We start from the raw sequence: 23562 nt of genomic DNA, 5'->3' as shown, positions 1-23562 counted from the left end.
TTCTAAATGCCCTTTTTTTAAATTATAGAATGCTACAATAGCTTTACATAACTGAATTAAAAAATTAGGTAAGTGCTCAGTACCAAAACAGTAATAATTCCACCGGAAAGTAAGGCATATTTCCAAGGAGTAATATCAACTTCTTTAGTCTCTTGCCCAATATAGGCTTCTTCCATTGGATATAGTTTTCCTATAACTAGCATAATGCTAATATTCAATACAAATAAAATTGCCATTACATGTAAAAAGTGTGGATAAGCATCTGCTTCTATTAAGCTTAATGATGAAGTATCTGTTATTCCCGAAGCTTTCGCTTTTTCAAGAGCACTGGCTATCATTTTAGGTTTTATTATAAACTGACTTATCGAATATAAAACCACTCCCGAAATAACGCCCACTTTGGCAGCAATGGCAGGAACTCTTTTTGTAAAAAATCCAATAACTACTACTGTTAATATTGGAATACTATAACACCCATTTGCTTCTTGCAACCAAGCAAACAAACCTTTAGGAGCATTTGCAATTAATGGAGCTACCATCATACCTACTATTCCTAAAATTAGACCAAACATTTTCCCTGCTCTAACCGTTTGATGTTCTGTTGCTTCTTTTTTGAAGTATTGTTTATACAAGTCAAAACCAAACAAGGTTGCACTACTATTTAATAAACTGTTAAAAGAACTTAATACAGCTCCAAATAACACTGCCGCATAAAAACCAACTAATCCCGCAGGTAATACTTTTTTAACCAATGATGGATAAGCTTGATCGGGATTACTTAAATCGCCATCAAAAACATGCCATGCAATAATCCCTGGAAGGACTACGATTATTGGAATTAAAAATTTTATTAATGCTGCCAAAATCATCCCTTTTTGACCTTCTTTTAAACTTTTTGCGCCAAATACTCGTTGTAAAATAGCTTGATTAGTTCCCCAATAAAACATTTGAACTAACATCATTCCTGTAAAAATTGTTCCAAAAGGAATTGAAGCATCTGCGGCTCCAGCGGCTACAAATTTTTCGGGATTCGATTCCCATAGCATATCCATCCCATTAACAATACTGCCGTCACCTATTAATAATAATCCAAAAACTGGAATTAACATCCCGCCAATTAACAAACCTATTGCATTGATCAAATCGGAAACTGCTACTGCCTTTAATCCTCCAAAAATAGCATAAACGATACCAATAGCTCCAATAGTTAATGAACAAATGCGAATGGCATTTATTTGTGAAACTCCTAACATTTCAGGAATATCGAACATGGTACTAAAGGCTAATGATCCTGAATATAATACTGATGGGATAATAACAATAACATAACCACTTAAAAATAATACCGTAAGTATGGCTTTAGTTTGGTGATCAAAACGATTCTCCACATATTCCGGAATTGTGGTAATACCGCCTTTCATATAACTCGGTAGCAGAAAAACAGCTGTAATAATCATAGCAATAGCTGCTAGGGTTTCCCACGCCATTACTAATACTCCCTCTGTAAAAGCTTGTCCATTTAAGCCCACTATTTGTTCTGCAGAAAGATTAGTCAATAGTAACGAACCTGCAATAGTTATTGCTCCTAAACTACGGCCTCCTAAATAATATCCCTTGGCTGATTTTTCATCAGTTCCTCGGGTAGCCCACCATGCTACTATTGCTACTAAAAGTGTAAATCCAATAAATGAAATGAGTCCCATAAATGTGCTTAATTAATTTTAAAAACAAATTAAATTACTTCTTTTTCATAAAATGTAGAAGCATCTTGTAGCAAAAGGTCTAAATAATTATTTTCCTCCTCCACTCGTTTTATATTCCAACCTAAATATTTCACTAAATCTTCTTGTACAATAGATCTAAATTGACGCACACTATCTATATCAAAATAAAGCCTACCTGTTCTTCTTACAAAAAAGTCAGCTAAACTATTTATCATTTCAAAATGAACTCCATACCAAACCTCAGCTCTAATCAATCGTTCCTCAATCGCATCATTTAAAAAGTAATTAATTTTATTAATAATTATGTCCGATTGTTTCCCATAATTTGTTGATAAATACCAGCCGTAATACGGATCTTGATTCCCTAATTCTTTAAGTTTAATACTTATTTCCTCTGTATACTTTTCTACTTCATCTGTATCTTTTAAAGGCGCACTGGTTAATGAAATCTTTTTAGTGAAAGACTTTGTAAAACTTTCTTGCTTTTTGGCACTCATGGTTTTTAGTACCGTATCAATAACACGTTGTGCCATTCTTCGATACCCCGTTAACTTCCCCCCTGCTATGGATATTAAGCCTGTTTGGGATTGAAAAATTTCATCTTTACGAGAAAGTTCAGATGGATCTTTACCATCTTCATGAATTAAAGGTCGTAAACCTGCCCAATTAGATTCAATATCTTCTAATACCAAATTTACATTTGGAAACATATTGTTTGTTGCATCCAATAAATAGTTCGCATCATCCAAGGTCGCTACTACTCTATTTAAGCTTGCATTGTAATTAGTATCCGTTGTTCCTACGTATACTGCTCTCCCTCTTGGAATGGCAAAAATCATTCTCCCATCGGGAACATCAAAATAAATGGATTGTGTTAATGGAAATTTTTCTCTAGAAAAAACAATATGCACTCCCTTAGTCAAGTGCAAATGCTTATTATTCATTGAGTGATCTTTTTCGCGTAATAAATCGACCCAAGGACCTGCTGCAGACACATAGTTATGTGCTTTTATTTTAAAAGCTTCTTTTGAGTTATAATCAAAACATTCAACACTTTTTATTTTCCCTTCATCATCATAGTCAAACGAAGTCATTTCGCAATAGTTAATACTACTTGCTCCGTAATAACTTGCTTTTTTTAATAGTTCAACTGTTAACCGGGCATCATCGGTTCGATATTCCGCATAATAACCACCTCCAGTAAGGATGTTCGCATTTAGTAAAGGTTCCTTTTGAGATGTTTCTTCTGCGCTAAGCATTTTACGCTTATCAATATCCTCTACATTGGCTAAAAAATCATAGACTTTTAATCCAATGGCTGTCATCATTTTACCATAGGTTCCCCCTTCTATTAAAGGTAATAACATTTTTTCGGGTACTACTAAATGTGGTGCTAACTTATGTACAATGGCACGTTCACTCCCAGATTCTTTTACTAATCCAATTTCCATTTGCTTTAAATAACGTAGCCCCCCATGAATCAATTTGGTTGATTTATTGCTGGTCCCAGATGCAAAATCGTTTTTTTCGATTAAACATACTTTCATACCACGTGAAGCTGCATCCAAAGCTATGCCTGCTCCTGTGACTCCTCCTCCAATAATTACCAGATCATATTTGGTATGCTCCGCTTGCTTCAACTGTCGTGACCTATCTAATACAGAAAATCGAATAGGTTCATTTCCTTGTACGGCAAGCATTTTTATATTTTCTGTTTTAGTACGCTCTACAGCTTGTTTCCAACCTGTATATTTTTCTGTGCGTTCATATTCTGTGATTTTGGGAGTAAATTTTTTATCTATCTTATTTAGTGCTTTTATATCTTTTGTAGACCATATATTAGCTTTTATTCCTGCTAAAAAAGCGGCTCCTAAAGCAGTAACTTCCAACATTTTTGGCCTATTGACACGAATATTTAAAATATCCGATTGAAACTGCATCAAATAATTGTTTGCAGATGCGCCACCATCGACTCGCAATTCACTCATTAATTTACCGCTATCTTCAATCATAGCTTCTAACACATCTCTAGATTGGTATGCTATGGCATCAATTGTGGCTTTTATAATTTCATTCTTTCCAGTTTCTAAACCTAAACCATAAATGGCTCCTTTCGCATTCATATCCCAATATGGTGCACCTAGTCCCGCAAATGCAGGAACGACATATAGCCCTTTTGATGAAGGTGTGTTTTCGCAAATCTGTGCAGTTTCTGATGCTTTTGAAATTACTTGCAATTCATCTCTCAACCATTTTACTGATGCTCCTGCAACAAAAACACTACCCTCTAAGGCATATTTTATTTTTTTATCGGGCAAACTACAACATAAAGTAGTAAGCAATCCATTTTTGGACTGATAGGCTTTTTTTCCTGTATTTAATAACAGGAAACACCCTGTACCATACGTATTTTTAGCAATACCAGATTTAAAACCACCTTGCCCGAACAAGGAGGCTTGTTGATCACCAGCTACTCCATAAATAGGAATTTGTACGTTATTATAATCAATAGTCCCATAGTCCGATGAAGAATATTGCACCTTAGGCATCATCGATTTAGGAATACCTAATTTTTTTAATAAATGAGTATCCCAATCCAAATCATGAATATTAAATAACATGGTGCGAGAGGCGTTGGTATGATCGGTGGCATGGTGCTTTCCGTTAGTAAATTTCCAAATAAGCCAAGTATCAATGGTTCCAAATAACAAGGTTCCTTTTTCGGCCTTTTCCCTTGCTCCTTCAACATGATCTAAAATCCATTTTAATTTGGTTCCCGAAAAATAAGAATCAATAATAAGTCCTGTATTTTTTGAAACATAGTCTTGTAAACCTTCCTTTTTTAGTTTTTTACAAATCTCTGACGTCCGTTTATCTAACCATACTATAGCATTATAAATAGGCTCTCCTGTATTTTTATCCCAAACAACTGTGGTTTCTCGTTGATTTGTAATTCCTATTCCTGCCACTTGAGTTGCCGAAATTTTAGAATTTGCTAATACCTCTTCAAAAACTTCACGTTGATGGGTATATATTTCAAGTGGGTCATGCTCTACCCAGCTGGATTTAGGGTATATTTGAGTTAACTCTTTTTGGGCAATGCCACAAATTTGAGCTTTAGTATCAAAAATGATCGCTCGGGTACTTGTTGTTCCTTGATCAAAAGCAATTATATATTTTTCACTCATTATTTTTTACTTATTTTTTGAACAAACAACTAGTCCACATGGAGGGACTTTAATAGGTTTAAAAGCCTCATTCATTTGCATAGAAAATTGATTTACTTCATTCCCCATACAGTCATAAACAATACATGTATAAGCGCTATGAATTGTGTTATAATTTAAGACTATTTCTTCGGATATTTTAGCATTTATAATATCAATTCGATCAACATTCATATCAATATCCAACATATAATCATCATAAACTCCTATTATTGAATGGGCATTAGTCGCTGCCTTTATAATAGGATAATTAGCTAATGGTTTTAACGGAGTAAATTTCCCTTGGAGCAAAATTGCTTTATTTTTATTCCAGTAATTAGTATAAAAGGCAATCATTTTTAACTCATTTTCAGAAGCATTTTTTAGTAAAATTGATAATTGAGGAACTCCAAATAGTGTATTTACTACTTGTAATGCTTTAATTTCAGTAGATTCATTTGGGTGATAAGTAAACATATCACTATGAACAGCAGTTTCACCACTTAACATTCTTAAATCGGCAATGCGTACCCTATTCATTACTGAATCTCCTGGACAGTCAAATGCCCTAAACATGTTTCCATATTTTCGCATAGCAGGCCCCGTATATTTTTGTCTAAATTCAATAACTAAATCTGATTTTATTCCTTTTAATGTCTTTGTTATATCTGTCATTAAACGATCTACTGCTAAATTGACAGAGGCATAATCTCTACCATTTTCCATAGTTAATATCGTATTGGGATATACCCTAAATTCATCAATAAAATCTAATTTAAATCCATCTAAATTCCATTCTTTTAACGCATTGGCATAAATAGTAATTAAATGATCTCGAACCTCTGGATATCTAGGGTCAAAAACAGGTGCCCATCGATGTTCATCGACTAAAAGCATATTTTTAAACTTTTGATATGCCTTTGATTTTTTACCACAAAATGGTACTGAATACCATAGTGCTAATTTCATTCCTGTTTGATGTACTTGCGCTACAAAACTTTTCATTTCTGGTATACGATCGGATTCCCAATCTCCTGTAAAATCATAACCTCTATTGTCATCATTAGTCTGCCAACCATCATCAATAATAATCAATCCAAAGCCTAATTTATTTGCCTTGTTACATTCTTCGATTAGCGTGGTTGTATCCAAATTTTGATGAAATTGATACCAAGTAGAGTATACTGGTAGTTTTGCGGCTTCACTTACTGGCATTATAGGTGACAATTGATCAAAAGAACTCCACCATTGACTTACTTTATCTAATGCATTTGAAAAATGATAATCTGTAGTATCAATAATTAATTGTGCCTTATAGTTCTTTATTTTATGGTGTTTTTCTGTAAAAAAAGAAACATGACAATACATATAATTATCTTCTTCTCTATACAACACGTTTAATGCTGTGGTATTAATAGCATCCGAGCAAGCAAAAGTCATGCTATTAGCATCATTATGCCCAAAAACTGATATTACTGGTGAATCCACTGCTATCCTAGCTTGCATATGATCCAACTCCCAATCGTCCATAATACGTTTTGAAAAATCGGAGGTTGGTTTCCAGACCCCTTTTACGTTGATGGCGGGATATTTCCATTTAAAAGTAGTTTTTTGCGGTTCAAATTCAATATCAGAAAAAAAATGAAGCTCATAAATAGCCACCTTTCCATATTGTTTTATCAAATTGCTTGTTACCTTAAAATCATCGGTATTTTTAAAAATTTCAATTTGATATGGCTTATTTTTTTTCATACGTTCTCTTCGTATTAAAAATCAATTTATAAAATGTGCATTGAGTGATATTAACCTGCTTTTATTTTTAAGCTATGACTTATACCCGAATTATGTATTAAAAAATCTATTACGTCTGTGATCTACTTCAAATACTATCGTAAACTATATTTTTTAATTTAACCATAACGGTGCTATGCTAAAATTAAGAAAACACTAGTATTTATTGTATATCACAGCCTCATGACAAAGTTTCAATGCATAATTCGGGTTAAAAAATTAAAAGAAGTTTAAACCCGAATTATGTATTAAAAAGTCTATTAACTAAGTTCTAATGTATAATTCGATTTTAAGAAATTAAAAAAGAACTAGGCAAACTTTATTTTTGTTTGCCTAGTTCACAAACTAACTAAACTATGATATAATGTCGATAAACAACTAATATCCTGGATTGGGTTTTAAATTGGGGTTAGTTGATATTTCACCAAGAGGAATCCAAATTAGTTCATCCCTATTAGATTGAAATGCTCCTCCTACTAATGATTTTGGGTGATATGCTCCTCCATGTAATGAGGGAGTTCCTAAAAATTCATCGGCTAATCCCCAGCGTACTAAATCAAGAAAGCGATGACCTTCACCTGCCAACTCCATAGCACGCTCATCGATAATAGCTTGGGTCATTTCTTCTTTATTTAATCCACTCAATAAATCTATGTCTGCTCTTTCTCGAACCTGATTAACTAATACTTCTGCCTCACCTGTTCTATTCAATTCATTTAAGGACTCGGCAAGCATTAATAATATATCTGAATACCTTATAACACGCCAATTATTTCCAACATTTGCACCCAAAAAATTAACATCAGCTCTTGCTCCTAAATCCATACCTGCATACTTTTTTGAAAAAATAGGTTCCACTCCTGCTGCTTCTGCTATTTGGACATCCGTTTGAATAGGTTGTCCATCTGCGTCATTACGGACAGTATTTAAATCTTCTGTAAAGGATAACCCACCATAACTTGTTGCTCCTGGGTAGTCATAAAGTAAGGTTTCATTTCTTCTAACCACATCATTGTTACTCTCAAATAAATCCCTTAACCAGGGGTTGATTACATGTCCTCTGTCTGGTGATTTTGTTGGTAATGCATAATCTATATGATAATTCCCTTGAGTCCCTGTACCCGGAATATCCACTCCCCATACAAAAGACTCTACTGCTAAAAATTGTAATTCAAATAAGGACTCTTGATTATTTTCATTGGTTATACCAAAATTTTCTCCATACATTTCTGTGGGTAATAACGAAAAGTCTCCTTCGTCAACTATGCGTTGAAATTCAATTCGTGCTTTATCCCATTCTTTATTGTACAAATACGTTTTTCCTAATAATCCAATTGACGACCATTCCGTTGGTCTCCCGGCATCATCACCCGACCATTGATTTGGAAGCATTTCCGAAGCCTTTCTTAAATCGTCAATAATAGCTTGCCTTACTATATTCGGATCTGCTTGTTCTGGTTGTAACGCATCAAGGTTTGGTTCTCCCAGTACGAGAGGAACATTGCCATACAAATGCAATAAATACCAATAATTAAAGGCTCTTAAAAAATGAGCTTGACCTACAAGTTTTTCAAGATTATCCTCTGAATTTGTTTGAATTCTATCAATTACTGTATTACACCTCCCTATAGACTTATACATTTGTTGCCAAGGTTCTAATGCCCAACGATCTGTTGGTGATGCTTTTAAACCTGCCATGGCCGTGTTTCTCCCAAATTCAAATACATTAAATTCATCAGACCTTAGAAATGCACCTGTATGTAATACTCTACCCCAACAAAATGCCGTAGTTAATGGATGAAAAGCACCATTTATGGCTGATTCAATTTGCGTAATATTTGTTCCAAAATTATCCGTTGAAGTCCCATTATTATTTTCTTTATCCAATAAGTCTTCAGAACAACCTAAAAACATAATTGTCGATAACAGTATAATTTTTATTCTCTTGTTATTTTTAAATGATAATTTCATGATTCTTTTTTTTAAAATGTAGCTTGAATACCTAGTGTAAAAGTACGTGCATTGGGATATGCTCTGGCGTCTAAGCCTCTTCCCAGTAATGGATTCACTTCGTCCCTAACTCCTGGAACACCAGAATTTAAACTCGCCCTTCCTCCATCTGTTGAAGAAACATCGGGATCATAACCTGAATAATCAGTAAGTACAAATACATTCTGGATATTAAATGATAATCGAAGATCTTTTATCAAATCATTCCCTAAAATTCCATCTTTAAAATTGTATCCAATTTCTAAGGTTTTCAACCTAAAATACGAACCATCTTCTACAAAAAATGACGAAGGTGCTTTATTATCTGCTCCATCACTTACACTAGCTCTGGGTATATTAGTATTCGTATTACTAGGAGTCCACGCATTGAGCACATCGGTTAATTTTCCTCCATCTTGCCATAAAATATTGTAATACCTACTTAGATTGTAAATTTCATTTCCTTGAACACCTACAAAATTCAATCCTAAATCAAAATTTTTGTATTCGGCATCAAAAGTAAAACCATAGGTAAAATCGGGAACTGGATCTCCAATAACAGTTAAATCATCTTCATCAATAATATCATTACCGTCTGCATCCAAATCGCCATTTAAATTTTTTCGAACAAAATCACCAGTAGTAGGATTTACGCTGTCCTCAACGATAAATCCATAAAAAGCTCCTATGGGTTGGTTGGAGTCAGTTCTATTTACTATTCTTAAATCCTCATCAATTGTGGGGCCTAAAATAGGATTAGGTATATTACCCGCTTGGCTTTCAATATTAAAAGAAAAATTAGTTCCAACTTTAAACGTAAAATCACCATTGCGCTTTTTATAATCTAAACTAAACTCTATCCCTTTATTTATTAAATTTCCTGCATTTCTAGTAGTAGCAATATCTGTCCCTGCTGTTGATGGAATTGCTATTTCGACTAAAACATCCTCAATATCTTTCGCATAATAATCTGCCGAAAAGTTAACCGCATTATCAAAGAAAGAAGCATCAACACCTATGTCAAATGTTTTGGTTGTCTCCCATTTAATATCTGGGTCTGATACCGTTGTTTTTACTAAACCATTAGCTTGTTGACCACCAAAAGAAGTATTTGATTGATTTGGTGTAAATACGTCACTAAAAGGAAAGGCCACATCTGAATATGATCCTAACTCACCATAGGATGCTCGTAATTTTAAATAATTGACAACTTCCGATTTCCAAAAACCTTCATTACTAATATTCCAACCTGCAGAAAAAGAAGGAAAATAACCTACTCTATTTTCTTCAGCAAAACGTGATGAGGCATCTCTTCTCATTGTTGCTGAAAATAAATACTTACTGTCGTAATTATAATTAATTCTACCAAAATATGAGATTAAAGCCGCTTCACTTTCTTCGCCTAGAAGTATTATTTGGTCAGACGGTGGCAAAGCGCTAACTACCTGTACAGAATTTGCTGGCGTATTCTGACCATATAATCCACCGCTACTTGAATTTTCTTCAAAATAGGTATATCCTAAAACTGCTCCTAGTTTATGCCTTCCAAAATCCTTATTAAAATTAAGTGTTGGTTCTACTTGAAAATTTAATTCTTCTGTTCTAAAATCGGTGAGATCATTTTGTTCATTTAGATTCCGAACTGGATCCACATCTCTACTTTGTACAAAAGTAGGAGTAAATTGAAAGTTTCTGATATTTCTATAATCCACACCAAAAGTCACTCCCGCTGTTAAGTAATCCGTAAGATCATATTCAAGTTTAACATTACCAAAAATTGTTCTGGTAGTGGTTTCATTTTCTTCCAACGAAGCTAAAGCAAACTGATTTACTCCTCCTGGACCTTGAACTTGGGTTGATGGAGCTTCAAAACCTCCTTCATTATTTGGGTTTCGCAACGCCACCGTTGGAGCAGTAGTACCATCAAATCCATACCAGTTATTTTCTTGTAATTTACCTTGGGCTACACCTACAGATTGAGTAACATGAAATTTATTTTTATCATATTTACTATTAAATCTAAGATTAATACGTTCGAAACCAGATCCAACTAATATCCCATCCTGATCAAAATAATTGAACGAAAAAAATTGAGATGAATTTGCTCCCCCGCCTGATACGGTTAATCCGTAATCCTGAACTAAAGCCGGTGATATATTTTCATCTTGCCAATCTGTATCTACACCATTCCATGTAACTTGCGGCACTGGTTCTGTTGAAGTTGGATCTTGATCATTCCTAAAACGTTGATTTAAATATGCTGTATATTGTTGCCCATTGATAAAATCTAATTTTTTACTTGGGGTATCGACCCCTATTTTGGATGTAAACTTTACTTCAATTTTGTCATTATATCTACCATGATTTGTCTCAATAAGTATTACTCCATTGGCAGCTCTTGACCCATAAATAGCCGCAGCCGCTGCATCCTTAAGAATTGATATATTTTTTATATCATTCGGATTTACAAACTGCATGTCATCGACAAATAAACCATCAACTAAAAAAAGTGGAGATGCATTACTCAATGAATTTACACCTCGGATAAAAACATTTGCTTTCCCCCCAGGCTGACCACCAAAACTTTCCACTTGAATTCCTGGCGCCCTCCCTTGTAATGCAGTAACAGGATTACTAGCTACTGCTGTTTGGGTTATTTCCTTTGCTTTTAAGGTAGATATTGCCGAAGTTAAATCCTTTTTAATCTGCGAACCATAACCTACAATAACCACCTCACTCAATGATGCCGTATCCTCATCAAGGACTACATCAATTTTTTTCTGTCCGTTAAATAGAACTTTTTTTGTTGTGTAACCTATATAACTGTAAACAATAGTCTGTCCAGTTTCTATACTATTCAATGTATAGTTACCATCAAAATCAGTTGTAGTTCCTTTTGTTGTTCCTTCAATTGAAATGTTTACCTGTGGAAGCGGAAAGTTTTTATCACTGACCACACCAGAAACTGATTGTTGCGCTTTTATGGAAGTAATTCCCATTATAAAAAGCATTATTAATTTCGTGTATAATTTTAGATTCATTGCTGTTAATTTTTTAGTTGGTACTTAATCATAACCAAAACAAAGTATGCTATGATACACTATGCTACTTTTCAAAAGTAATAAAAAAAATGACATATAATCAAAAAAAAAGCCTTAATATTTAATTATTACAAATTATAAACCGATAAAATTAATAATAATTCATTTTACACAACAAGAAAAATCCCACAAATAAATTGTTAAAACATAAATTGATATGCTAAAATTTTAATAAAAAATGCTCAAATATAAGATAAACTACTTAGTACTAAAGAATTAAAAGTCTGTGAGATAGCCTTAAAATAATTGACTAAAAAATTATAAAGAATTGCGTTGTCTTAAATAAGTAGGTACGGTTTCTTGAATTGGATTTCCTTCTTTTACAAAAAAAGCAGCTTTTTTAGCCATGTAAGTAAAATCGGTTGATATTGTTGATATCCCTCCGAAAGCGATCTCTTTAATAATATTATCATCATGAGCCAGTATACCAATATCTTTACCCAATCGATATTCCATATTCCGGGCATCTTTCAACACTTTCCATAATTGGGTATCACTTATTGAAAAATAGACCGTGTTCCGTTTTAACGTATTGGGCTCATAACTATCAAGTACCGTTCCATCAACATCATACTCTTCAACAAATCGATTAAAGGCCTTTAAAATATCTGGTGGGTAATCGGAATTATCTTTATAAAATAACACAAAACGTTCGTGCTTTTTTATACTGGAACTTAATTCTACTAATTTTTGATAGGTAACATTTTCAAACTCTTGGGTAATATAAGAGTACTCTTTAGGCATTTTTAAATGCCGGTCAATGACTAATAATTTATCCGATTCAAACTGCATTAGCATTTCACTCACTTCCTCTTTTTGGATAGGAGCTACTACATACATCCCGTATTTTCGTGATATATTTTCTAAAACTGTTTTTAATAAAGAAACATTATTATGATGAAAAAAAATATCAATATGATATTTCTCTCCTAATTCTTTTCTGAAGGTATTATAAAAATCTTCTTGAAAACTATGAAAAGCAAATAAAACCAAGGCTACTCTAAGCTTCACATTTGTTTTATTACTTATTACAAAGTATCCTTTCATACTTTTGGACTCTACTAGTCCTCGTTCTTTTAAATCATTGTATGCTTTAACAAACGTTTTTCGAGCATAGCCTACTTCTGCTACCATTTCATTAATTGATGGTAATTTGTCGCCAATTTTTAGATCATCTGAGTCTATAGCAGCTATTATTCCTAAAACAATTTGTTCATGTTTAGAAATAGAAGGCACATTTTGTAAATCGTATATTTTTTTTAATAGAGAAGACATAAACAAAATAATAACTAATATTCTTTGTAAAGCTGAATATTCATATATGACGAATTTAGACTATAAAAGCTAGTTTAAAAAATTTGACAAGATCAATTACGTTTTATGAATTGTAAATAATCGTTGTTTTTTGCCACTATTATATATTTTTCCCCTTTAATTTTAATTTCAGTTGCTCCTTTTATATTTCCCGAAGCATAAAAACCACTTTGTCTCGAGTTTACTACATCAAAATTTCCTTTTTTATTATTAGCTAATAATAAACCAATACTGGCATCATTTCTCGGTGTTTCAACTTCAGCTTCATGTAAATTACCTACAGTTAAAATATCTAAAAAACCATCATTTGTATAATCATCAATTAATATTTGATTGATAGATGATAATTGAGAAAGCTTAGGTAACAGATGCGGTTTAAATTTTCCTGAAACATTTTCAAAATAAGTATGGGCAAAAGTTTCTGCTTTATAATGTGTAGAATTTTCAATATTCTTTTCCCCATAAACATCTAATACAGTCGCTTTGGAAAATGAATCATAGTTTTTGAATTTTCGTTTAATTGTTGGTATCTGTTGACTGGAACATTCTCTACCTCTAACTGGATATTGCTTACCTTCGTTATAATAACTTAGTACAATATCGTTCTGTTTATTTTTATCAAAATCATTCACATACATGTCGAATGTTTTTTCTTCTGATGCTTTATATTTATAATTTAACCCCAGATTACCCACAACAAAGTCTAAATCTCCATCATTATCAAAGTCGGCTGCTTTTACTGTATTCCACCAACCATGAAAATTATCAAGTCCCAAATCATTAGTAACGTTTTCCAATTTCCCATGATTATTTTTAAAAATCTGAGGAGTCATCCATTCACCTACGACCACTAAATCCAACCATGTATCATTATTGTAATCGAACCATTCGGCTCCTGTAACCATCCCTATATCATTAAATATGGATTTTTTATCTTTTTCAAAACCAATTTTATTGGAAGAGCTCTCGTTTTTTAATAAAAAGCTACTGGCAGCCGTTGGATAATTACCCGGAATTAATCTACCCCCAACAAAAACATCAACATCATTATCCTTATCATAATCTGCCACAGCTACTGCTCCTCCACTAATTAAAAAATCGGGTAACGCTTCTGTTAGCTTAGTAAAACTTCCTCCTCCATCATTTCTATAAATTCGATCTTTTAAAAATTCACTTTTTGGAGAAAATTCATAACCACCACTAACTACATATAAATCTTGATCTCCATCATTATCAAAATCTGTAAATGTTGCTTTTATGTCTTCATACTTTTTTTCTTTTTCCCACAACGATTCTTGATTTTTTTTAAACCCTTTTACTCCTTGTATATATAAACTTCCTGAAAAATCTTTAGCTCCTCCAACAAATAAATCATCTTTTCCATCTCCATTAACATCTGCAACAGCAAGTGCTGGACCTAAATTTGATAATTTATGAGGTAATAAAACTTGAAATTTAAAATCATTAAATCTATTTTCTGTGTGCTTATGTATTAAGATTGTATCTTTTGAAAAGCTTGTAAAAGCTTTACTTAAGGAATTACTTGTGATTTCTTTTTTATCTGAAGTATTACTTTCACTATAGCTAATTTGAAGGTGTTGATTTATTTTTAAATGCGTGCGTATTTCTTGTTTTCCATTAGGCCAATCAATTACTAATGAATCAATACGCTCTGCTTTTGCTACTCCAAAATGAAGTTTTGGTGCTACTGCTGATTGAAAACCTCTAGTTTGGGTTAATTCTCCTACTTGTTTAATTGAATCTGTGACTATAGTTACACGTGTACCTATCCCATATTCATTTTTTACTATTCCTTTAAAACTTATAGATAAGAAATTATTCTGTTCTTTATTTTTATTTTCAAAAACAGAGGCATAATCATCAATATTGTTAACTACAATATCTAAATCACCATCGTTATCCAGATCACTGTAAGCACAACCATTTGAAAAACCAGAATAGGTTACGCCCCACTCCTTATTCATTTTACTGAATGATAAATCTGTATTGTTTTTTAAAATAAAGTTTTCAATTTTTTCCGATGGAATAGCCATTGCTTTTTGTAACAAGCTATCTTTCTTATTTTTTGATTTTGATAATTTTGCAAAATAATCTCTATTGTTAATTTCGCGTCTTGTTCCATTAGAAATAAAAATATCTTTCCACCCATCATTATCAAAATCGGCAAACAAAGGCCCCCAACTCCAATCTGTTGACGAAATTCCTGCTAAACGAGACGTATTACTAAAATGAGGAATAGCCGTATCTTTTTGAACATTACCTCTATTTAATTGCAAACTATTTTGCATGTACTGGTATCCAAAACCTGCATTAACTGTACCCCAAAATAAAGCGGGATTCATACTAGCCATATTCGCCTTGGAACGTCTATTGTTTTGAGCAGACATGTCTACTTGCAAAATATCCAAAAGGCCATCATTATTGTAATCGGCAATATCTACCCCCATACCATAAAATGAAGTCTGTTTAGTTGCTTTTTTTATTTGCTCGGTAAATGTTCCGTCCTGGTTATTCATATATAGATAATCGGGAGTAGAAAAATCATTAGAAACATATATATCGGGCCAATTATCATTATTTAAGTCTGCAACTGTTGCACTTAAACTTAACCCAAACGAAGCTACACCAGCTTGTACACTTACATCTACAAATTTACCTCCGTCATTGCGATAAAGCTTATCCGAATCTACATCACTAACATCTCTCATTTTAAAACGATAATAGGTGTTAGATGCATTAAATGAAGTTGGTGGATAGTTAGCTACATACACATCTAAATCACCATCTTTATCATAATCAAAAAAAGTAGCTTGAACACTGTTACCTACATTTGCCAATCCATATTTTTCGGCACTTTCAGTAAATGTATTATTCTTATTATTTATATAAAGTTCATTTTTTTTATTTCCACTTTTACCAGCTACACAAGTATAAATATCTAAAAAACCATCATTATTAACATCTGCTATTGTAACACCGGTATACCATTTATCACTCCCATTAACTCCTGCTTTATCAGTAATATCTTCAAATTCTAAATTCCCTTTATTGATATATAGCTTATTAGAAACTTGATTTCCTGTAAAAAATAAGTCATCTAAACCATCATTATTAATATCTCCCACTGCTACTCCTCCACCCATATACAAATACGAATAGGTAAAATAATTTAATGAATCTGTTTCAGTAAGCTTATTTTTAAATTCAATCGCTGTTTTTTTGTGAGACAATTGATTGAATTGCCTTTCCCCATTTGTAACATTTTTACAAGAAAAAAACATTGCAAATGAAATAATACAGAAGAATTTATATATGTCTATTATGGATTTCAAAGTATGAGTCAATTTATTTTCTTAAAAATATATAAATCAAAAGCCTCTAGCAAATAATTACTAGAGACTCTTTATTGATTATAAAATATGTAATTGAATTAATTTTGAGTTACAACACCATTAGATTCATCTATAACTCTTTGAGGTATTGGAAAATATTCATCATCAATAGAAATTTCCACATTATTTAAATGCTGTCTTCTAACAAAAGACTTCAATCCTGTATCAGAAAATTTCGATTGTTCATCATTTAAATACTTTCCTAAAATTTCAATCATTTTATTTTGACGTACTAATTCAAAAAAGCGATGTCCTTCCATAGCCAATTCAATACGTTGTTCATGGGCTACGGCTTTCATGGCTTGCTCTTGGTTTTCGAAAGATCCATATCCTGAAATTAAATAGTTTGCTGCAGGAGCAGCTACTTCAGTTTCACTATCTACTTGAGTTATGAAATCCTCTTCATTTGAAGCTCTCGCTCTCACCATATCAACTAATTCAACTGCTGTTGCTAAATCAGCTTCCGCAGCAGCAATTTCTGCTCTCCATAACAACACCTCCGCATAGCGAATAACAACATAATTTAATTGATTTAAGTTTGGCGCCCAGGCACCTCCAGTTGTAGATTGTGTCTTAAGTTGGCTTTGCATGTGTACATTTTTACGAGGCAAAAAAGACCCTCCATTTGACATATCTCTAATCCAACTTCTACCTTTATGAATCCCAAATCCCTGATAGTCAATTCCTCTTCTACCTACAGTTCGATCTAATCGAGGATCAACGGTTCCTTGTTCAGGAAGAAAGGTTACATCATAACTTTCACTATCGCTATCGCTATCTTCAAAATTTGGGTTTTCAGATCGGAATTTATTAAATTGCTGTTCTTCACTTGTTACATCAACTTCATTGAAATCATCCAATAAAGGTAGCCCATTAGCATCTGTCTTGAACGCATTCACCAAATTTTGAGAAGGCTGAAAAAAACCACAGCACCCCCCTCCGGCTTCGCCTGTTTGTGGGAAATTTAAAATATCACCCCAGCGACCATTACTATCATTTTCAGAATTATCATTTACACTGAATTGAACTGCAAAAATACTTTCAGAATTATTATTTTTTTCAGCATTAAAATTATCACTAAAGAGTGCCGTTAATTCATACGGGCCATTATTAATGATATCATCCAAAATTGGTTTTGCTGCATCGTAATCCAATTGATACATATGTGCTTTTGCTAAATAAGTTTTGGCCATCCAACTATTAGCTCTTCCCACCTTGCTTGATTCTGGTAAAAGCTCAATAGCTCTTTCAAAATCTCCCTCGATGTCATCCCAAACATCAACTCTGTTTGGAACACTTTCTGCTGCATTCTCATCAATATAGGGGATTTTATTCCACATCTTTTTCGCTTCAAAATGATAATGTCCCCTTAAGAATAACGCTTCACCTGTTAAGTTATCATTTGTATTACTATCAATATTTCCATTACTAAATGAACTATTCACCCTTAGGATTGCTTGATTAGCTCTAAATACACCTTCATAAACAGCACGCCACTTTACATTTAAAAATGAATTGGTGGCTAATGGCTCATAAGATTCAAATTGATTAATCTCCTGAGCATCATTAGGCTCACTTCCTTTGTATGCATTATCACTGGTAACTTCTCCATAAACCCAATTGGATGCTGATGCTCTCCAAACATCTGCATTATCCAAGTTTCCATCTAAAACTGCATAAGCAGCGATAACAAAACCTTCCAAGACACTTGAATCACTTTCTAATAAATCATCAGTTATTGAACCTTGAGGCTTGATGTTTAATTCATTTTCACAGCCATAAAGTAGACTGACCATCAATAATATTATTCCTATTTTTTTCATAATAATTTTTTAAAGAGTTAGATTAATTCCAAATATCAGTGATCTAGAAATTGGGTATGTACCACTATCTACACCTAAAGACCTTAAATTATTACTAGTTGTGTTTCTAAAATCAGCAGAATTATTAAAGTTTTTCACTGAAACTTCAGGATCTAAACCTGAATAATCAGTAAATGTTAACAAATTTTTAGCTTGTACATAAATTCTTAATCTTTCAAGCTTAAGGTTATCCGTAAAAGCTGTCGGTAAAGTATAACCCAATTGGACGTTTTTTAATCTTAAATAAGATCCGTCTTCTACAAAAAAAGATGATGCCTGTGTACCCAACCTACTAATACCAAGGCCTTGTGTACTTATTCCAGCTGCATTAGGTGTCCAAGCGCTAACATAGTCCCTGCTCTTAGAGCCATCGAAAATTCCTGTATCAGTAAACACTTTTGTCAAATTGTAAATTTCATTTCCTTGCGATCCTTGCAAGAATAATGATAAATCAAAGTTTTTATAATCCGCACTAAAGTTAATGCCATATGTAAAATCTGGGTGGGGATTTCCTATAAATTGACGGTCATCTCCGTCAATAATTGGATTTCCCTCATCATCGACATCTCCATTAAAATTTTCAAAAATTGGATTACCTTCATCATCTACTCCTTCAAATCCAAATCCAAAAAAGGAACCAATAGGTTCTCCTTTTTTTGTATTATTAATTTGTCCAATAGAAAATGCATAATCTGTTCCAAAAATTTGTGCCTCATCATTATTTGGGTCAATAAATTCAACTTCATTTTTATATGCAGAAATATTCGCTCCAATTCTATACGAAAAACCGACATTTGTAGTATGATTAAAGCCTAAATTTAAATCAAATCCCCTGTTTGTTACTTCTCCAGAATTAGCAGCAATTCTATTATTTTGACCAAAGACAGTTGCATCAAGCTGGAAAATTGCCAAAACATCTTCAGTTGTCGAGGCATAATACTCAAACCCTATATCAATCTTATTTAATAACGTTAAGTCAAAACCGACATTTGTTGTTTTTTTAGTTTCCCAAGTGATATCAGAATTCCCTTTACTTATTAAAGAAAATCCTCTTGTTGAAGTTCCCGCAACAGGATAAAAATCAAATTCAGGACTCAATCCGCTTCTATTTTGATCTAAACCATCTGGTATTCCATCATTTCCTATTTCTCCATAACCAACTTTTAGCAATAAATTAGTAACTATATTTGAATCTGCCAAAAAGCTTTCACTGGACACACGCCAACCCGCACTAAAAGAAGGAAAGTAACCTACTCTCAAATCATTATTGTTCGCTCCAAATTTACTAGAAGCATCCCGTCTAATTGTAGCCGATAACAAATACCTATCATCAAATTTATAATCTATTTTTCCAAAAACTGAAAACAATGCAGACCGCAGTCCTCCACCAGAACCATTCGTTGTATCCGCGGTATCAATAAACTGAGAATCAACATCGTCATCTGAGAGTAAATTTTGACCTACAACTTGTAAATTTTTATTTCTTATTTTAACAAGCTCACTACCTATCAGTGCAGTCACTTTATGTTTCTCTGCAAGTAATTTATCATAAGTCAATGTATTAAACCAAGTTAAGTTTGTGTTACCGAAAAATCTTTCTGTCAAATCATTACCCGCTTTGACTGTTTCATCAAATAATCGTCTTGGTTTAAAGATTCTTTTTTCGGAAGTTAAATAATCGATACCCAAATTTGTTTTTGCAGTAAGTCCATCGACTAGTTCATATGAAGCAAAAAAGTTACCTGTAGTTCTAAATCTGTTATCTTTATTATCTCTATTATTTATTGCTGTGGCTATTGGGTTTTTACCAGTTCCTAGATTACTAGCTTTTGTTCCCGAAAAACCTCCAAAAACATCTCTAACAGGTATAAGTGGATGAATTCTGTACAAATTTATTATAGCGTTGTCCAAACTTCTGTCATCTCCTTCTCCTTCAAATTGAACTGATTGAGCATATGTAAAATTTATATTTTGACCTATTTTTAATTTGTCAGTTATTGAATATTCAGAATTTAATCTGGCATTATACCTTCTGTAGTAAGTTTCCAAACCAACTCCATCTTGATCTAAAATTCCTAAACCTGCATAATAATTAGAATCTTTAGATCCACCAGACACACCAATATTGGTATTATGAACAAGCGCTGAATTAAAATAATTATCGAACCAATCTGTACCACTTTTATTTGCTCGTGATATCGGATTTTCCAAACTATAATTTGATAAATCCGCTGTACTGGCACCTGATGGAATTATAAAATTTGGTAGCACTGCTTGTGCTCCACCTCCATATTGAGGATGCGAAGGACTCAAACTTGGGTCATTTCTATTTATTGTTCTTTGTCTTGTAAATTCAATATCCGCTAATTGTTGTGGTGAGGCCAAATCAGGTAGCACACCATTTGGAATGTAATCAACACCAGACCAACTAGTGATGCTTAATTTTGCTTTTTGATTTTTCTTTCCTTTTTTGGTGGTTACTATAATTACTCCATTTGCAGCTCTATTACCATATATAGCCGCAGAAGATGCATCTTTCAAAACCTGTATTGATTCTATATCTGATGGATTAATTTCATTAATCCCACTACCAGTTGGTGTACCATCAATAACATATAATGGATCTGCACCATTTAATGAAGAAAACCCTCGAATACGAACTGCAGCTGTACCTCCTGGTCCTCCTTGATTTCCTACTGTAACCCCCGAAGCTTGACCTTGCAAAGCCTGCTCAATTGATAATGGTGCTGTTTTTTGTAATTCTTCAACATCCACTACTTCTACAGATCCAGTGATATCTCTTGTTGATTTACTAGAATAACCAACAACAACAACTTCTGTTAATGCATCTGTTGATATTTGTAAACTCACATTTAAAGTTTGTTGCCCATTATACAAAACTTCTTGAGTTTCATATCCCACATAAGAAACGGCTACAATCTCCCCTTCCTGCACATCTAGTGTAAAATTACCATCAAAATCGGTTTGTGTCCCTCTGTTTGTTCCTTTAATAAAAACCGTTGCTCCTGGTAGTGGTTGACCATTGGCATCTGTAACTATTCCTGTTACTTCTTTTACGACTATTCTTGATGTCAATCTGTTGTTTAATAACTCATCATTCATCGAATTATTCCCAAAAGCCATTGATGATCCTAACATAGTCAGCAAAAAAATTGTAGGTTTTTTCACAAAATAATAGTTTTTGTTAGTTTTTTTAATCATAGTTATTATAGTTAAAAGTTAGTTGCACTATATCGTTGTATGTGCAATATATTAAAAACTAAAAATTATCAATACCTTAAAAAATTAAAAAATTTATTGAATATTTAACTATAATGTTTTCGGAAAAATAACTATATGATAATAAAAAATGGATTACATTATTAAATCAAAAAAATAAAATACAGTATTATCCTACATTTAAAAAACAATGAAATTGTTCTAAAATTTGACTTTTACCAAACTACAACTAAACACAATCTCTTATCTAATTAGAAGACTTTCCTTATTTAATGGTATTTAAGCGATTTTTACTTGTGTTCTACATTATATACAAACAAGAAAACTAAACATCCAAAAACATTAACCTCTTAGTAATTAACCAATTCCTTTGATCCCTTTTTTTTGTCAATTGATCTATATTGTTGATTTACAACCCCCTACTTATTCGGGTTTAAAAAAAAATTAAAAAATCTTCTCAAAAATTAAATTATAGTAGAAAAAACATTAAAAATGACACTAAAACAACTCAAATACCACAAAAAAGACTGTCCAAAAATTACTCAAAACGTCAATTATTAAGTTTTTGTAATATAAAAATGATTTTTTCACACAAAATTAATATTTGTAATTTTGATAAGTTGACAAAAAAAAACCATCCTAAACAGATGGTTTCAATTACTTTTGTTGATTAACAATTTAGATTTTAGTCTAAATTATTTTATAAATTCCTACAAACCATGTTTGGTTTTAAAACTTTCAGTTTTAGGACTTTTAACAGCTTTGTATATCGATAACAAATTTCCTGCAAAAGCTTTATCATCTGGATTTTTTTCTAAATATTTCTCCATAAATGGAATAGCCTCATTAAAATTATTTTCGCGTGCTTTTCTCAATGTTTTGTATTCATTGTCCGCAGCTTTAGTTTTTGCAAGCGCATTAATTTTATCCACTATTGGCCCGTCTTTTTGTAGTAAAATTGCCGAAATATTATAATTAGCATCCGAATGAGAAGGATTTATGCTTAAAACCTTTTTATAGTATTTTAAGGCATTTTCAATATCCTTAGTTTTAGAATATTCAACAGCTTTTACTAAATACATATTTACTTCGGCATCTAGTACACTTTTATCATCTGGGTTTTCTTGTTTGGCAACTTTAAAAGCTTCTACAGCTTTAGCTTCATCGCCTTTGGCTATATGTATTAAAGCTATATCCTTGGCTATAATTCCTCTTTTTGATTCCAGTTTTACTTCTCTAGGATCTGTATACTCTCCTTTAGCTACCAAAGCATCCATATCAGCTTTAGACTGAATTTCATGATCTTGACCAGATGCTACATGCGTAGCCACATAACTTGTTCCCTTACCTGTATATCCTAAGTTCAATAATTTTTGATAAGCTTCTAATGATTTATCATATTCCTTTGCCTTAACATAACTAATTGCTGTATTGTACAAATAAATAGTATCTTTTGAATCTTTCGCATATAAATACTCATAGGTCCTAGCGGCATCAATAAACGCTCCATTACTTATTGAGTTTTGTGCTTTGGTTTCAATATCATAATTTATTTTATTCAAGCCATCCAATGCCTCACCTGTATACTTGATACTCTTTGATGCTTTTTCGATAGAAAGTATTTTATTGTATGCCGCTATGGCTGTTTTAAAATCATCTAATGAGGCTTTTTTAGCATTCCCAGAAAAAGCTAATGCTTTTAACCTATATAATTTAGATTTATCTACAGGTTTTAATGCTTCTAATTTAGATTCTGCAATTGTTAGTAAAGGTTTTGCTGCTTCGAATTGAGAAGTATTTACTAATTTTTCAGCTTCTTTTAATTCCTTTTTCTGCGCTAAAGCAGATAATGTAGCTAATAACAAAGCTACTGTAACACCTATTTTCATGTGTGAATTTTTTATAAAGTGGTTTTTAAAGTA

General features: G+C 32.6%; 10 protein-coding genes. All 10 read right to left on the bottom strand.

Annotated features, from left to right (window positions below; genetic code table 11):
- Nucleotides 1–56 precede the first annotated feature (56 nt).
- A complete protein-coding gene (locus KQA_RS0206325) occupies nt 57–1703 on the bottom strand; it encodes a solute:sodium symporter family transporter (protein WP_010179230.1) in 1647 nt (548 codons plus the stop codon).
- 29 nt (nt 1704–1732) lie between these two features.
- Nucleotides 1733–4912 (bottom strand): glycerol kinase GlpK, encoded by a 3180-nt coding sequence (glpK, locus tag KQA_RS0206320; RefSeq protein WP_010179228.1) that lies wholly within the window; start codon nt 4910–4912, stop codon nt 1733–1735.
- 6 nt (nt 4913–4918) lie between these two features.
- On the bottom strand, nt 4919–6682 hold the full coding sequence (locus tag KQA_RS0206315) for a glycoside hydrolase family 36 protein (RefSeq protein WP_010179227.1): 1764 nt from the start codon (nt 6680–6682) through the stop codon (nt 4919–4921).
- 417 nt (nt 6683–7099) lie between these two features.
- Nucleotides 7100–8692 (bottom strand): RagB/SusD family nutrient uptake outer membrane protein, encoded by a 1593-nt coding sequence (locus tag KQA_RS0206310; protein WP_040396145.1) that lies wholly within the window; start codon nt 8690–8692, stop codon nt 7100–7102.
- Nucleotides 8693–8703: 11 nt separating this feature from the next.
- Nucleotides 8704–11751: a SusC/RagA family TonB-linked outer membrane protein gene (locus KQA_RS0206305; protein ID WP_029209488.1), complete on the bottom strand. Its 3048-nt coding sequence runs from the start codon at nt 11749–11751 to the stop codon at nt 8704–8706.
- A gap of 318 nt (nt 11752–12069) precedes the next feature.
- Nucleotides 12070–13086, bottom strand: a complete 1017-nt coding sequence (locus tag KQA_RS0206300) for a GntR family transcriptional regulator (RefSeq protein ID WP_010179219.1) — start codon at nt 13084–13086, stop codon at nt 12070–12072.
- A 92-nt stretch (nt 13087–13178) separates the two neighbouring features.
- Nucleotides 13179–16427 (bottom strand): FG-GAP-like repeat-containing protein, encoded by a 3249-nt coding sequence (locus KQA_RS0206295; protein WP_010179217.1) that lies wholly within the window; start codon nt 16425–16427, stop codon nt 13179–13181.
- Between the two features lie 149 nt (nt 16428–16576).
- Nucleotides 16577–18361: a RagB/SusD family nutrient uptake outer membrane protein gene (locus tag KQA_RS0206290; RefSeq protein ID WP_010179214.1), complete on the bottom strand. Its 1785-nt coding sequence runs from the start codon at nt 18359–18361 to the stop codon at nt 16577–16579.
- Between the two features lie 9 nt (nt 18362–18370).
- On the bottom strand, nt 18371–21622 hold the full coding sequence (locus tag KQA_RS0206285; protein ID WP_010179212.1) for a SusC/RagA family TonB-linked outer membrane protein: 3252 nt from the start codon (nt 21620–21622) through the stop codon (nt 18371–18373).
- A gap of 728 nt (nt 21623–22350) precedes the next feature.
- The gene (locus tag KQA_RS0206280; RefSeq protein WP_010179210.1) at nt 22351–23529 is read right to left on the bottom strand and encodes a tetratricopeptide repeat protein; all 1179 of its coding nucleotides are present in this window, start codon (nt 23527–23529) and stop codon (nt 22351–22353) included.
- Nucleotides 23530–23562: the final 33 nt, after the last annotated feature.

It is taken from the genome of Aquimarina agarilytica ZC1, from assembly GCF_000255455.1.
In the GTDB taxonomy this organism is placed as follows: Bacteria; Bacteroidota; Bacteroidia; order Flavobacteriales; family Flavobacteriaceae; genus Aquimarina; species Aquimarina agarilytica.
The sequence above is the reverse complement of the archived record's forward strand: the minus strand, read 5'-3'. Positions and strand labels throughout refer to the sequence as shown.

What these genes read in the sequence shown, in the direction of transcription:
- KQA_RS0206325 (WP_010179230.1), bottom strand. Translation starts at nt 1,703, where the DNA reads ATGGGACTCATTTCATTTATTGGATTTACACTTTTAGTAGCAATAGTA.
- glpK (WP_010179228.1), bottom strand. Translation starts at nt 4,912, where the DNA reads ATGAGTGAAAAATATATAATTGCTTTTGATCAAGGAACAACAAGTACC.
- KQA_RS0206315 (WP_010179227.1), bottom strand. Translation starts at nt 6,682, where the DNA reads ATGAAAAAAAATAAGCCATATCAAATTGAAATTTTTAAAAATACCGAT.
- KQA_RS0206310 (WP_040396145.1), bottom strand. Translation starts at nt 8,692, where the DNA reads ATGAAATTATCATTTAAAAATAACAAGAGAATAAAAATTATACTGTTA.
- KQA_RS0206305 (WP_029209488.1), bottom strand. Translation starts at nt 11,751, where the DNA reads ATGAATCTAAAATTATACACGAAATTAATAATGCTTTTTATAATGGGA.
- KQA_RS0206300 (WP_010179219.1), bottom strand. Translation starts at nt 13,086, where the DNA reads ATGTCTTCTCTATTAAAAAAAATATACGATTTACAAAATGTGCCTTCT.
- KQA_RS0206295 (WP_010179217.1), bottom strand. Translation starts at nt 16,427, where the DNA reads ATGTTTTTTTCTTGTAAAAATGTTACAAATGGGGAAAGGCAATTCAAT.
- KQA_RS0206290 (WP_010179214.1), bottom strand. Translation starts at nt 18,361, where the DNA reads ATGAAAAAAATAGGAATAATATTATTGATGGTCAGTCTACTTTATGGC.
- KQA_RS0206285 (WP_010179212.1), bottom strand. Translation starts at nt 21,622, where the DNA reads ATGATTAAAAAAACTAACAAAAACTATTATTTTGTGAAAAAACCTACA.
- KQA_RS0206280 (WP_010179210.1), bottom strand. Translation starts at nt 23,529, where the DNA reads ATGAAAATAGGTGTTACAGTAGCTTTGTTATTAGCTACATTATCTGCT.